The sequence below is a fragment of the Providencia sp. PROV024 genome, from assembly GCF_032709665.1.
GTDB lineage: Bacteria > Pseudomonadota > Gammaproteobacteria > Enterobacterales > Enterobacteriaceae > Providencia > Providencia huashanensis.
On the sequence record NZ_CP120545.1, the window covers coordinates 2,076,778 to 2,091,294 of the forward strand.

General features: G+C 41.2%; 12 protein-coding genes. 5 read left to right on the plus strand and 7 right to left on the minus strand.

What is annotated here, in order from left to right; all coding sequences use genetic code 11:
• Positions 1–16 precede the first annotated feature (16 nt).
• Positions 17–991 carry a lauroyl-Kdo(2)-lipid IV(A) myristoyltransferase gene (gene lpxM, locus P3L56_RS09625; protein WP_042843890.1) on the plus strand — a complete coding sequence of 325 codons (975 nt, stop codon included), beginning with the start codon at positions 17–19 and terminating at the stop codon, positions 989–991.
• A 62-nt stretch (positions 992–1,053) separates the two neighbouring features.
• Here lpxM and pyk read toward each other — a convergent pair whose 3' ends face one another.
• Together pyk and P3L56_RS09635 are read right to left on the minus strand one after the other, a co-directional pair.
• Positions 1,054–2,496, minus strand: coding sequence for a pyruvate kinase (gene pyk / locus P3L56_RS09630; RefSeq protein ID WP_042843889.1), 1,443 nt, complete (start codon positions 2,494–2,496; stop codon positions 1,054–1,056).
• Positions 2,497–2,695: 199 nt separating this feature from the next.
• Positions 2,696–3,541: a MurR/RpiR family transcriptional regulator gene (locus tag P3L56_RS09635; protein WP_042843888.1), complete on the minus strand. Its 846-nt coding sequence runs from the start codon at positions 3,539–3,541 to the stop codon at positions 2,696–2,698.
• A gap of 474 nt (positions 3,542–4,015) precedes the next feature.
• Here P3L56_RS09635 and zwf point away from each other — a divergent pair, with 474 nt between their 5' ends.
• Positions 4,016–5,491 carry a glucose-6-phosphate dehydrogenase gene (gene zwf, locus P3L56_RS09640; protein WP_042843887.1) on the plus strand — a complete coding sequence of 492 codons (1,476 nt, stop codon included), beginning with the start codon at positions 4,016–4,018 and terminating at the stop codon, positions 5,489–5,491.
• Between the two features lie 82 nt (positions 5,492–5,573).
• Here zwf and pdxK read toward each other — a convergent pair whose 3' ends face one another.
• Positions 5,574–6,422, minus strand: coding sequence for a pyridoxine/pyridoxal/pyridoxamine kinase (pdxK, locus tag P3L56_RS09645; protein ID WP_048607124.1), 849 nt, complete (start codon positions 6,420–6,422; stop codon positions 5,574–5,576).
• 634 nt (positions 6,423–7,056) lie between these two features.
• Here pdxK and mdtJ point away from each other — a divergent pair.
• Together mdtJ and mdtI are read left to right on the plus strand one after the other, a co-directional pair.
• The gene (gene mdtJ / locus P3L56_RS09650; protein WP_042843885.1) at positions 7,057–7,485 is read left to right on the plus strand and encodes a multidrug/spermidine efflux SMR transporter subunit MdtJ; all 429 of its coding nucleotides are present in this window, start codon (positions 7,057–7,059) and stop codon (positions 7,483–7,485) included.
• 1 nt (position 7,486) lies between these two features.
• Positions 7,487–7,819 (plus strand): multidrug/spermidine efflux SMR transporter subunit MdtI, encoded by a 333-nt coding sequence (mdtI, locus tag P3L56_RS09655; RefSeq protein WP_042843883.1) that lies wholly within the window; start codon positions 7,487–7,489, stop codon positions 7,817–7,819.
• A gap of 98 nt (positions 7,820–7,917) precedes the next feature.
• Here the strand turns inward: mdtI and P3L56_RS09660 are convergent, their stop codons facing one another.
• The 4 genes from P3L56_RS09660 to P3L56_RS09675 all read right to left on the minus strand — a co-directional run bounded on the left by P3L56_RS09660 (position 7,918) and on the right by P3L56_RS09675 (position 12,403).
• Entirely contained in the window at positions 7,918–9,183 is a 1,266-nt protein-coding gene (locus tag P3L56_RS09660; protein WP_210831674.1) for a c-type cytochrome, read from the minus strand.
• A gap of 12 nt (positions 9,184–9,195) precedes the next feature.
• Complete coding sequence (locus tag P3L56_RS09665; protein ID WP_048607132.1) at positions 9,196–10,971, minus strand: GMC family oxidoreductase; 1,776 nt, start codon at positions 10,969–10,971, stop codon at positions 9,196–9,198.
• Positions 10,972–10,973: 2 nt separating this feature from the next.
• Positions 10,974–11,699: a gluconate 2-dehydrogenase subunit 3 family protein gene (locus tag P3L56_RS09670; RefSeq protein ID WP_048607134.1), complete on the minus strand. Its 726-nt coding sequence runs from the start codon at positions 11,697–11,699 to the stop codon at positions 10,974–10,976.
• Positions 11,700–12,055: 356 nt separating this feature from the next.
• Positions 12,056–12,403, minus strand: a complete 348-nt coding sequence (locus P3L56_RS09675) for a RidA family protein (RefSeq protein WP_042843880.1) — start codon at positions 12,401–12,403, stop codon at positions 12,056–12,058.
• Positions 12,404–12,553: 150 nt separating this feature from the next.
• On the opposite strand from P3L56_RS09675, the gene P3L56_RS09680 reads away from it, so the two are divergent.
• Entirely contained in the window at positions 12,554–14,470 is a 1,917-nt protein-coding gene (locus P3L56_RS09680) for an ATP-dependent DNA helicase (protein ID WP_048607135.1), read from the plus strand.
• Positions 14,471–14,517 lie beyond the last annotated feature (47 nt).

Consider the following 14,517-nt stretch of genomic DNA (forward strand, 5'->3'; position numbering starts at 1 on the left):
TTCACTTGAGTGCAGCATGAATAAAGACCAAGACACTGATAGTAAAAAAGGGTATGTGCCAACCTTTCATCGTTCCTATCTACTACCTAAATATTGGGGAGTTTGGATGGGCGCAGCTGTATTAGCAGGCTTAGCTTACATCCCTGTTAAAGTTCGGGACCCATTACTAGCAAAGGCAGGGAAATGGGTAGGACGGGTAGCTAAAAGTGCGCGTCGTCGCGCTAAAATCAATTTACTTTATTGTTTCCCACAATTAACGGAATCACAAAGAGAACAATTGGTTGACCGCATGTTTGAAACTGCGCCGCAGTCTTTTGTTATGTTAGCTGAATTATGTCTTCGCGGAGCAAATAAAACACTCGCAAGAACACATTGGCATAATGAAGAAATCATTGAACGCTTAAAACAACAACAAAGTAATGTGATTTTTATGGTGCCTCATGGTTGGGCAGTTGATGTCCCAGCTATGTTATTAGCGGCAAGAGGTCAGACTATGGCCGCTATGTTTCATCACCAGAAAAACCCTGTAGCGGATTATTTATGGAATAAAGCCCGCTATCATTTTGGTGGGCGTTTACACTCAAGGGAGGCGGGTATCAAACCGTTTATCGCCTCTGTCAGGCAAGGATACTGGGGGTTTTATCTTCCAGACCAAGACCATGGTGAAGAGCACAGTGAGTTTGTCGATTTTTTTGGTACTTATAAAGCGACGTTACCTGCAATTGGTCGGTTGATGAAAGTGTGCAAAGCAAAAGTTGTTCCGCTATTTCCTGTATATGACCATAAAACACATCAATTACATATTTATATTCGTGAACCGATGGATGATATTGATGGTAAGGATGATGAATATATAGCACGAAGAATGAATGAGGAATTGGAATACCTTGTTTCACCGAACCCTGAGCAATATACGTGGATATTGAAATTACTAAAAACCCGCAAAGAAGGGGAAATTGAGCCTTATCAGCGTAAAGATTTATATCGCTAACTATCGGATACTATACGTTAACAATGAAATGAGCCCCCGCCTGAATAGGCGAGGGCAAAAGGTTATTCGACTTCTAAAATACGGCAAGTATTGGTACTACCGATAGTCCCCATCAAGTCACCTTGAGTAACTAGGACAATATCACCACTCATTAAATAGCCGTTGTCGCGTAGGCGAGTTACCGCTTCATTGGCGGCAGCAATTCCATCAGTATGGGTGCTACAGAAAACTGGAGTAACGCCACGGTATAGTGAACACTGGTTGAGTGTTTTCTCATGGCGTGACATTGCGAAAATAGGCAAGCCAGAACTAATACGTGACATCATACGAGCGGTACGGCCTGATTCTGTCATCGCAATAATGGCTTTAACCCCTTTAAGGTGGTTAGCTGCGTACATTGTTGACATCGCAATAGCTTCTTCTGGGCTATTAAATTCTGCATCTAAACGGTGTTTAGAGACATTCAAGCCAGGCATTTTTTCTGCGCCAAAACACACTTGCGCCATCGCAGCAACAGTTTCTGCTGGGTATTGACCTGCTGCCGTTTCAGCTGAAAGCATAACCGCATCTGTACCATCAAGCACCGCGTTTGCTACGTCCATAACTTCTGCACGAGTTGGCATTGGGTTGGTGATCATCGATTCCATCATTTGTGTCGCGGTGATCACGACGCGGTTTAATTGACGTGAGCGGCGGATCAATTTTTTCTGAACCGCGACCAGTTCAGGATCGCCAATTTCAACACCGAGGTCACCACGAGCAACCATAACGACATCAGATGCAAGGATCACTTCATCCATGACTTCATCATTAGCAACGGCTTCGGCACGTTCAACTTTCGCTACAATTTGGCATTCACAGCCTGCATCTCGTGCTAAACGACGTGCATAATCTAAGTCTTCACCTGAACGAGGGAAAGAAATAGCTAAATAGTCTACGTTAATTTTTGCTGCGGTTTTAATATCTTCTTTGTCTTTATCAGTTAATGCTTCAGCAGAAAGGCCACCACCTAATTTATTAATGCCTTTATTATTTGAGAGCTGACCACCAACCGTAACTTCAGTGAATACTTGCAGGCCTTGGACTTCACGTACTTTTAATTGAACACGTCCATCATCAAGGAGCAGGATATCGCCAGGTACTACATCAGCAGGCAAACCTTTATAGTCAATACCTACTTTTTGTTGATCGCCTTCCCCTTTACCTAGGTTAGCGTCAAGAATAAATTTGTCCCCAACATTTAAGAAAACTTTGCCATCTTTAAAGGTAGAAACGCGAATTTTTGGACCTTGTAAATCACCGAGGATCGCAACATGACGACCTAAACGAGCGGCAATTTCACGTACTTTATTAGCACGTATTTGATGGTCTTCTGGAGTTCCGTGGGAGAAGTTAAGGCGAACAACGTTGGCACCAGCGTTAATAATTTTTTCAAGGTTATTATCACGATCAGTAGCTGGACCAAGAGTTGTAACAATTTTAGTTCTTCTAAGCCGTCTAGACATGTATTACTCCGTTGACCTGTATGGTGTTGATAAAAGAGTGAAACCATTTCACTCCATTTCGAAACCTGTTTACTGCAAATAGGGATGCTGACACGAGCACAGCTATTATATACTGCGAATATTTTTATGCTATCAGGTCTGCAAAACTATTAAAGTCTGATAAGCAAAGAAAATCATTCACACTGCCAATTTATTGTATTCAGGCATTATCAAACCGCGAATCACGTAATGCTTCTTTGACGCGCTTCAAGTTATCTCTAAATTTTTCACCTCTTCTTAACGTAAAGCCAGTGGTTAACACATCAATAACAGCGAGCTGTGCCATTCTGGAAACCATTGGCATGTACATATCCGTATCTTCTGGGACATCGATAATAATGGCAAGGGAGGCGGCTTGTGCTAAAGGGGTATTTTCTGAGGTGATAGCAATTACGGTGGCATCATTTTCACGGGCTAAATAAGCCATATCAACGAGTGCTTTGGTTCTTCCTGTATGGGAAATTAACACGATGACATCTCCTTCAATACTATTGATGCAGCTCATGCGTTGCATAACAATATCATCAAAGTACATGACAGGAATATTAAAGCGGAAAAATTTATTCATCGCATCATGAGCGACAGCCGCAGAAGCACCAAAACCAAAAAAGCTTATTTTTCGTGCTTGCGTTAATAAATCGACTGCTCGATTGATGGCACTGATATCTAAGGTATGTTTTACGTTATCAAGGCCTGCCATAGCTGATTCAAAAATTTTGTGTGTATAAGTGTTTACGGTATCCGTTTCTTCCACATGGCGGTTTATATAGGGGGTGCCATTCGCTAAATTTTGTGCGAGCCGTAATTTAAAATCAGGGAACCCTTTAGTGTCCATTTTTCGGCAAAAACGATTCACTGTTGGTTCGCTAACGTCTGCTAATTGTGCTAAGGCTGCGATACTAAGATGAATAGCGTTTTGCGGCATGCCTAGAATGACTTCAGCCACTTTTTTTTCTGATTTACTTAAAAAATCGAGACTCATTTTCATTTGTTCTAAAATATTCATATAGCAAAAGCGCCTATTTCATCGAAAGGAGAAATTTTTGAGCCATCACGTTATCCTAGTGTTGATTTTAAGTTTCTTATTCATGAGGCTGTTATGGTGTGTGAAAATATACTATGTATGATGTGTAAACTATCTGAATGCAGAGGCTAAATGGTAGCTTTTTTGTGAAACTTTGACCCGTATCTAATTTTCAGATTAGTAAACATCCTACAGATTTGGTTATTTTGTTTCACGGGCTGGCTCCATTCAGTTTTGATGCGCACTTTTCGTACAATAAAGAATATTCCCGTTATAACATGAGATTAGGACAAAATTATGTTGTTTTTTTCAGCATAAAAACTGTGATCGGCATCATGAACATTTACTGGACACTTGCAACAGGGTACATTAGCGGAATTAGGGCTAATTTTAACAAAATTACAATAAGGCCTATCCTAGTTAGGTCTTAGATTCCGCAAATTGAGGAGAACCAATATGGCGGTACATAATGCTGCTCAAGCTTGTGACTTAATTATCTTTGGCACCAAGGGTGACCTTGCACGTCGCAAACTGCTGCCGTCGCTTTATCAATTAGAAAAGGCAGGCTACATTCACCCAGACACGCGTATCATAGGTGTTGGCCGTGCAGAGTGGAGCCAAGATGATTATGTTAACTTCGTCGAAGAAGCGTTACATAAGTTCTTAAAAGAGGAACTCGATTCAGCATTGTGGGAAAAGCTCAGCGCACGCTTAGATTTCTGTAACTTGGACGTTAATGAAACAGAAAGTTTTGTTCGTCTCGCTGAAATGTTAAAACAAGATTCCCAGCCAGCTATCCATTATTTCGCTATGCCGCCAAGCACATTTGGGGCTATGTGCCAAGGACTGGGTCATGCAAAATTAAATAAAAAACCTAATCGTGTCGTAATGGAGAAACCATTAGGAACGAATTTAGCATCCTCACAAGAAATTAATAATGAAGTAGCGAAGTATTTCGATGAAAGCCAAGTTTATCGTATTGACCACTACCTTGGTAAAGAAACGGTTTTAAACTTATTAGCTCTGCGTTTTGCTAACTCGTTATTTATTAATAACTGGGATAATCGCACTATTGACCATGTGCAAATTACCGTAGCAGAAGAGGTTGGTATTGAAGGTCGCTGGGGTTACTTTGACCAAGCAGGGCAAATGCGTGATATGGTACAGAACCACTTGCTGCAAATTTTAACGATGATAGCAATGTCACCCCCAGCAGATTTAACGACCGACCGTATTCGTGATGAAAAAGTGAAAGTATTACGTTCACTGCGCCGAATCGACCACAGCAATGTGCGTGAAAAAGCAGTTCGTGGGCAATACACTGCAGGTTTTGTGCAAGGCAAAAAAGTCCCTGGTTATTTAGAAGAAGATGGGGCGAATAAACAAAGCATGACTGAGTCATTTGTTGCCCTGCGCGTAGATATTGATGATTGGCGTTGGGCTGGCGTTCCTTTCTACTTACGTACCGGTAAACGTTTACCTGCAAAATGTTCTGAGGTGGTTGTTTACTTTAAAAAACCGGCATTGAATATTTTCTCTGAAAGCTACCAAGACCTGCCGCAAAATAAATTAACCATTCGTCTACAGCCAGATGAAGGGATTGATATTGAAATTATGAACAAGGCACCGGGTCTTGATCATAAACATCGGTTACAAACTACAAAACTGGATTTAAGCTTTTCAGAAACTTTCAATCAAACACACTTAGCCGATGCCTACGAACGCTTACTACTCGAAGCGATGAGAGGGATCCAAGCATTGTTTGTACGACGTGATGAAGTAGAAGAAGCGTGGAAGTTTGTTGATTCCATTATTGATGCATGGGCAATGGATAATGACGCACCAAAACCATACCAAGCAGGTACATGGGGGCCGATTGCTTCTGTTGCCATGATTGCTCGCGATGGGCGTTCTTGGAATGAATTTGAGTAACAGCTGATGTTATTTAGTTAACTCATCCCGCAAAAGCCAAACAATTGTTTGGCTTTTTTTGTCGTGAGGGGGAGATAAACACTTAGAGAATTAACTCACTGCGGCCCGTGGCAACCATATGAATAATGCCTTGTTCGATACGTAAACAGGCCATTTTGGCTGCGTCAGGCACTGAAAGCCCCGCAAGAAGTTGGGCGGTTAACTCTGCACCAAATAAGTCACCAGTCCCTTTGGGGGTCACGGGGTAACGTTTGTGACGGATCACCGCAACCTCATGTTGTGTCACGCAAACTACCTCGATATTGTCTTCATCAGGCTGAAATGCGCTGGTGATAATCACCCATTGAGTATTACCTTTTAATAGCGTGCGTGCCGCGTTAACAGCGTCATCTAAATTATTGACCTGTTTACCACTCAATGTCATTAATTCGAATTTATTTGGAATGATACCCGTTGCTAAAGGGATGACCTTGTCACGGTAAACTTCGGCGATTTCTGGCGGAATATAAAAGCCGCTATCTTCATCCCCCATAACTGGGTCAACAATAACTGGCAATGTTGGGCGTTGCTCCCGAATGCGTATTAGCCAGTTAGCTAAGTCTTGTGCTTTCTCAGGGGAACCTAAGTAACCTGTAAGGATAGCTCTTACTGAGTCTAAACTACCTCGCTCTATAAAGCCGTTTAAGTAGCCACGAAACCATTCACCAGGCAATTCACCACCATAGCAAGTAGAATAATGTGGGGTATTGCTGAGTACCACAGTGGGAACGGCAGCAACACGCAGGCCTTGCTTGGTGAGTGCAGGTACCGCAATACTATTACCGACGCTACCATAAATAACTTGAGATTGGATTGATACAACATCATAGGGTAGTGGAGTCGCATCGGCGGCATTTTGAAAACTATTGGAGGTAAGGCTGAAGGTGTTCATGACTCTCTCTTAGGTATATTTCAATCATATAGCTACTATAAGAAGCTTGTTCAACTGGCTTGTCAATGTTAAAGATCAAATAGCATATTAGTGCTGCCTGTAAAGTGAAAAAAAGGGTAAAAATCTATTTTTTTATTAAAAAATATTTGTGTAAAACGTATTATCTTCGACTTTTTATTCGTTTTTAGAATGCCAAAGTTACGTTTATCGTGTTTATCGATGCATAATTATGCGATTTTTTATTCAAACCAAAAGGTGTTTATATTCATTGACTTAATAAAAATGACATGCTAAAAATAAGCAGTAATTAACTATCAACATGAGGGTTCGGAGTAAATTGGGTAGATGTCTACCTGATGAAAAGAATGAGATATCATGCTTAGCTCAACTAGCGGCAAGATCAGTAAGTCCCAAAAAAGAACGACACATCGGCTTTTCCTTTCAGCTATCCTTTCCAGTGAACACTACTGGTGTGGTGCATTATAGCGTCTCTCTCGATTATTCATTCTGCTGAATAAACTCAGCAACACGTTGTTATTTATTTGAATTTTCAACAACTGCGTATGGGTATTTTGACCCCTTGGTCTGTATAAAAAATAGTCTATTACGCGGCTGCATATAGAGAGATATTATAATGATTTATTGGATATTTTTAGTATTAGCTATCATAACCGAGGTTATCGGTACCTTATCAATGAAACATGCCAGTGTCAGTGGCGATTTCACCGGTATGGTGGTGATGTATGTCATGATAGCAACATCATATATTTTATTGGCCGTTGCAGTAAAAAAAGTGGCTTTAGGTGTGGCATACGCACTGTGGGAAGGTATCGGGATCTTATTTATTACGACATTTAGCGTAATGTGGTTTGGAGAAACGTTATCACCCATGAAAATCGGTGGGTTAGTATTACTGATCACCGGTATTGGCTTGATTAAATCAGGGACCAAAAAAGCCACTGTTCGCCAATCTGCACAAAAGGTAAAACAAGTAACGCAAAATGCGGTCAATGCAGCCAAAACTAATGCTCTAGTTGGACGCGAAGCTAAGTCGGAGGCATAAGATGGCCAGTCATTTTGAATGGTGGCATGCAGCCTTTTTGATCCTAGCGGTAGTACTCGAAATTATCGCCAATATTTTACTAAAGATGTCGAATGGTTTTAAACGATATTGGTTAGGTATTTTATCGTTGGTGGCGGTATTAGGGGCTTTTAGTTCCTTAGCCCAAGCAGTAAAAGGCATTGAATTATCAATTGCTTATGCTCTATGGGGTGCGTTTGGTATTATTGCCACAGTAGCTGCAGGCTGGATACTCTTCAACCAGCGGCTAAATTATAAAGGTTGGGGTGGGATAGTGCTGCTATTGCTAGGAATGGTGCTGATTAAAATGTCTTAACCTATTTGGTATATTGAAAAGTAATATAAGCCCAAGTCGGGCTGAGGAGTTCGGCTTGGGCTTATTGTTATCTATCAATACGTTAAAAGTATATTCTTTTAATTTTTGCCTTTTGTCGTAGTTGCATCTCGCACTGATTTGACATCACTAACCGTCACTTTCTCTGCATTATTCCCCCAACTACTACGGATGAACGTCAATAAATTAGCCATTTGTAGGTCATCTAAACGCCACGCAAAATCAGGCATAGTTAACCCGGTTGGCGCATCTTGAGTCACAGGGACTTGGCTGCCATTTAATACTATCCTTATCAAAGAGTCGGGTTTTTCACTTAAGACTACTGGGCTGCCTGCAAGGGATGGGAAGGTTTTAGTATAACCCTGACCATCAATACGATGGCATGCAGAACAGCTGTCCATATACTCTTGAGCACCAGGTTGGCTCATATCTCCGGCAACTAACGAAGTGGTTGTGTTGCTAGTTGTTGAAGACGCTGAGTGTTTACTCGTTGATGTTAATGATTTTAAATACACGGCTATTGACGTTAGGTCTTCATCTGACAAATATTGTGTACTATTTTTAATCACATCAGACATTGAGCCAAATGCGGCATTTTTATCATTATGGCCAGTTTTTAAAAATTGAATGATATCTTGCTTAGACCAATTACCTAATCCACTTATCGCATTTTCAGTTAAGTCAGGTGCATACCAGTTATCGATTAGTGCCCCTGTTAAATAAGTCTGATCAGATTGGTCTAGTGCTTTTTCTGCGAATCCAATCCCCCTAGAGGTATGGCAGGCCCCACAATGCGCTAACCCTTGAACTAAATAAGCGCCTCGATTCCATTGTTCGCTTTTTGAATTGTCTGCTTGATAAATACTATTGTCTAAGTAGATTTCATTCCAGACAGCCAGCGGCCAGCGCATACTGATTAGCCAAGGGATATCACTTTCTAAGTTGGCTTGCTTTACGGGTTTAACTTGCGTCATGAAATAATCATAAATCATGCGCATATCTTGGTCAGTCACTTTTGCATATGAAGTATAAGGCATCGCGGGGTAGAGGTTACGGCCGTCTTTGGCAACCCCCTCACGTACTGCCTTAACGAAGTCATCATAACTATAATTACCGATACCAAACGTTTTATCTGGTGTGATATTTGAAGAATAAACGGCCCCAATTGGGGTGATCATCTTTAATCCTCCCGCGAAAGGAGCTCCGTCTTTAGCGGTATGACAAGAAATACAATCTCCAGCTGCGACCAACTGTTGACCATTAGTGAAATTATTGTCTGCTTTGGCTGCAATGCTACAAAGGCCAATAATCAATAATAGAGAGTTTATTTTTAGCTTACCCATCATATTCCCCTTTATTTAGGCTTGAACCAAAGGACCTGGGTTTGGTAAATAAAGTTCACGTATAGCGTTTGCAGCAAACAGTGCTGTCGCACCCACTATCCCGGTTGGGTTATAAGCAAGGTTTTGTGGAAAACAACAAGCCCCTAATACAAATACATTGGGAACATCCCAAGTTTGCATGTACTTATTTACGACACTATTTTGTGGGGAGTCACCCATCACTGCACCACCGGTGGTATGGGTTGATTGGTATGGGCGTACATCATAATGTGCATCCATTGACATAAACCCCATTTCATAATGTTTAGGGTTCATTCTTTTTGTTATTTCTTCAGCCTTAGAACCGACAAAGTTAGTCATTTTCAATTCGTTGGGTTGCCAATCGAATGTCATTCTTAACAGTGGTAGGCCATGCTTATCTTGGTAAGTTGGATCAAGGTCTAGGTAACATTGTTTATAAGGCATGACAGACCCTGAGGCCCCAATATGCATTGAGTGTAAATAATTTTCTTTAATAGCTTTTTTCCAACCTGTTCCCCATGTTGGCGAATCTTTTGGTATCGTCATTTGCTGAATAGGGCGTCCACCTGAAGTTGTCGTCGATATTGTTGAACCGCCGATAAAGCCTAGTTGGCTATGGTCAAAATTTTCAGCGTTATAGTTATCAATAAAACTACCTGTGCAGCCCGCGGCGGCGAATGGATTCATGAATTGGTTTTGATCGTAAAATAAAGTGACTCCACCGTTCATTTGATAAGCAAAGTTACGACCGACAACCCCTTCTCCTGTAGTAGGGTTATAAGGCTTTCCTATATTCGATAACAAAAGTAGTCGGACATTATGTAATTGGAATGCACTTAAGATAACAAGGTCTGCTGGCTGTACAACACGCTGCCCATGGCTATCTATATAAGTGACTCCCGTTGCTTTTTTCCCCGTCGAATCCATATTGACTTGAACAACATGTGAGTTTGTTCGTAATTCAATGTTCTTATGTTGCCTTAATGCTGGGAGCACACAGGCTTGAGGGGATGCTTTAGAATAGTTAAAACAGCCAAAACGTTCACAATAACCACAATAATTACAAACCCCAAGTTGAACGCCATAAGGGTTGACGTAAGGCTCTGTACAGTTAGCACTTGGTGTTGGGAAAGGGTGGTAACCAAGGGATTTTGCTGCTTCATTAAATAATATGGATGAATATTGCATTTTTAATGGTTTAGTTGGATAAGGGTTTTTCCGTTCAGACTCGAAAGGGTTTCCTCCATCCAAAATTTTGCCATTAATATTACCGGCTTGGCCTGAAGTTCCACAAATTTTTTCAAATTTGTCAAAATAGGGCTCCATTTCTTCATAACTAAAAGGATAATCCTGTACAGTCATATCCGATGGAATAAAGTCAGCCCCATACTTTTCAATAACAGTACTGCGCATTTTGATATCTGCATGTAACGGTCGCCAAAGCATGCCATTCCAGTGAACACCCGCACCACCAACCCCATTTCCGGGCAAGAAAGAGCCTAAACGCCGATAAGGCAGCGCAGTGTCTGATTGTTTATGCCTTACCGTAATGGTTTCTCCAGATATATTTTGGAATAATTTCAGTCGAATACCATAAGTCAATTCATCTGCAATTCGAGGATAAGCAAAATCAGGATAAGTATCCCGTTTTTCACCTCGTTCAAGAGCGACTATTTTTAGACCTGTATTGGCGAGCTCCATGGCCATTAATGACCCAGTCCAACCAAAACCCACAATGACAATATCAACAGGATCTTTTTTAATTTCCATGGCTATATTCCTCTTTTTTTACCTGAAATACTCACGGGCCCTAATGGGTACGGTTGACCAGGATTATCCATAACTTGTTGATAATCAGCTCTAGCACCAGGGAACCCAATTAATTTCCACGAAGCCATCGTTTGATTTCCGCCATGAATCGGGTCAGAAAAATAGCCCTCTTTTGTATTTTCAAGCATTTGTGTGAAGAACAGTTCGCTTGGAACGGAGGAAAGTTCAAGCGCGCCATTTTCAAGCTGAGTGAGTATTTCATCTTGCTCTGCCGTTTCTAGTTCAGCGAACATTTTATTGTGGTGTTGTTGACACCATACATTGACATCCTGAATCCCATTGCGCCATAAATCACGAGGGGTTAACGGAGATTGATAACCTAATTCTGGAACACTAGTTGCAAAGGGGCCATGCATATACCAAAGATGCCCATATCCATAAGGTTGTTCCATTTGTTTATCAATAAAAATAGGGATGCCTTCATCGACGGCACCTGGGCCATATTGGTCGGCAGGAATAAGCCTATTGGTGGCAGCAAGAACGAATTGCCACTCAATTTCATTAAAAAAAAGCGGGGAATATAGCGTTGATAAATTATTGGGTGAATGAGATGTAGCAGCTAAACTGTCCATGGTTATTAGATTGCTGCCTAGCGCGGTAAGCGGAATGATAGCTAATGTTTTTTGTAAAAAAATTCGCCTAGGAGGTACGTTTTCTTTTTTGCTCATATTACTATCCCAGTTATGATCTATTAATTTAAATAAACACATAAGTTTCTTTTAGTGCGCGATATAAGATAGAACTATCTAAAATTTATAGTCGTTTATTTTAATGAGGGATATTTGCCTAAAAAAGGTTTCTAAATGTGTTTTATGTAACAAAACGCAGATTTTAGTGGCAATAAATTGTTAATAAGGGAAGCTGGATTGAGAGAATTGGGATGCTGCTTTAGCTATTTTATTCGCGGGCGATTGCAGACAGAAGGCAGTTTTAAATTTAAAGGGTATATTTTTAGTTTAGAGCCCCAGTTTCGTTACTAGGACTCCTAAGCTAACCCTACAATCACTTATTTTTAAATATAAAATCAATCAATTGCAGCAATTATCTTTATTTCAACTTTATATTCAGGCTTCATCAATAATGCCTGTACAGTACAACGTACAGGTGCACTTCCCGCAACGACCCATGCATCCCATGCTTGGTTCATCCCAGCAAAATCAGCTTTATCAGCCAAGAAAATTGTTGCATCGAGGATTTTGCTTTTATCCGAACCTATACGCTCTAACATGACATCAATTGCAGCAAGTGTATTGGCGGTTTGCGCCACGATATCGGCATCGAGGTTTTCTGGCACGCTGGTGTAGTAAACAACATTATTATGAATAACAGCTTCAGACCAACGATTATCTGGGTCAATACGTTTAATGGACATAATCATTCCTTATTATACATGTAACTCAAGAATAGCAGCTTGATAGCCGGATGAAAATCAGTTGTTCAACCAAGTATTAATTAGCTCAGCAGGGTAAGCCAACTCATGGTAAAGTGTGCTACTCATTTTTTTGATAAATAGGTTTTTGTTGTGCACGATGATTTTTCTGCGGATGGCTTTTTAGCCAGAACAATTCCTGGTTTTCAACCTCGTGAAGCTCAGGTCACTATGTCCAAAGCCGTAGCTGAGTCGATTGAACAGCAACAGGTGCTGGTGGCTGAAGCGGGAACGGGAACAGGAAAAACCTATGCTTATTTAGTGCCAGCATTGCGTAGTGGGAAAAAAGTTATTGTTTCAACAGGGTCAAAAGCACTACAGGATCAATTATATCATCGGGATTTACCCTCAATAATCGAAGCGATGAACTATACTGGGCGCACAGCTTTATTGAAAGGGCGCTCCAATTACTTGTGTTTAGAAAGGTTAGATCAGCAATCATTAGGTGGCGGAAGCCTCGAACCAGAAATTTTATCTGCCGTTGTTAGGTTACGTAGTTGGTCAATAGAGTCTGAGTTAGGCGACACCAGTACTTGCCATGATATTGCTGAGGATAGCCCGGTTTGGCCACTAGTCACTAGTACCAATGATAATTGTCTGGGAAGTGATTGCCCTCGTTATAAAGAGTGTTTTGTTCTCAAAGCTCGCCGTAAAGCTTTAGAAGCGGATATTGTCGTCGTCAATCATCATTTATTCATGGCGGATAGAGTCGTCAAAGATACGGGGTTTGGGGAACTAATCCCCCAAGCAGAGGTGATGATTTTTGATGAAGCACACCAAATTCCAGATATTGCCAGCCAATATTTTGGCCAACAGTTAAGTAGTCGTCAATTACTTGACCTTGCCCGGGACATGGTCATGACGTATCGAACGGAGTTGAAAGACCAAGTACAACTGCAAAAAAGTGCGGATAGGCTAACGCAAAGCACGTTAGATTTTAGGTTGAATTTGGGGGAAAACAGCTTCCGTGGGAACTTACGTGACTTACTTAAGCTACCTGCTGTGCAAAGGGCGCTGACATTACTCGATGATTCATTAGAATTATGCTATGAGGTAATTAAAACCTCTTTAGGGCGCTCTCAAAGCTTAGATTCTATTTTCGAGCGAGTAACTATGTATCGCAACCGGCTAAACCGGCTTAAAGATGTTTCTATTGCTGGCTACAGTTATTGGTTTGAAAGCTATGGACGTCATTTTTTACTCGCTTTGACCCCATTAACGGTCGCAGAAAAATTTAGTGAGATGATTAATAGCACACCTGCGAGTTGGGTTTTCACATCAGCAACGTTATCTGTCAATGAAAAGCTAAGTCATTTTACAGACCGCTTAGGTTTGGTTAAAGCCAAAACATTATTACTGGCGAGCCCATTTGATTATCAACGTCAAACGTTGTTGTGTGTGCCGCGTTTTTTACCGGAACCGAATCAACGCGGAGTTGCGCAAAAACTGGCAACGATGTTACGGCCTTTAATCGAGAAAAACCAAGGGCGGTGCTTCTTTTTGTGTACATCTCATGTGATGATGCGTGAATTAGCCGAAGAATTTAAAGCCTCATTAACGTTACCCGTATTAATGCAAGGGGAGAGCAGTAAGAACAAACTGTTATCTCAGTTTATTGCGGCAGGAAACGCTGTGTTAGTCGCAACAAGTAGTTTCTGGGAAGGGGTAGATGTACGTGGCGATGAACTTACTTGTGTGATTATTGATAAACTGCCATTTACGGCACCAGATGACCCCTTATTGAGGGCGCGAATTGAAGACTGTGAATTACGCGGTGGCGACCCTTTTGCCGATGTACAGCTACCTGATGCTGTTATTACCTTAAAACAAGGTGTTGGTCGGTTAATTCGTGATACAAGTGATTATGGTGTGATAGTGATTTGTGATAATCGCCTAGTGACTCGTCCTTATGGTGAGGTATTTTTACGCAGCCTTCCTCCATCTCCACGGACGAGAAGCGTAACCAAGGCTATCGAATTTCTTGAAGAAAAAAGGCGACAGTCTCCCTAAAAAGAGTCAATTCCTTGGCGTTTTTCTGCTGTTACGGAAGTTGTTTG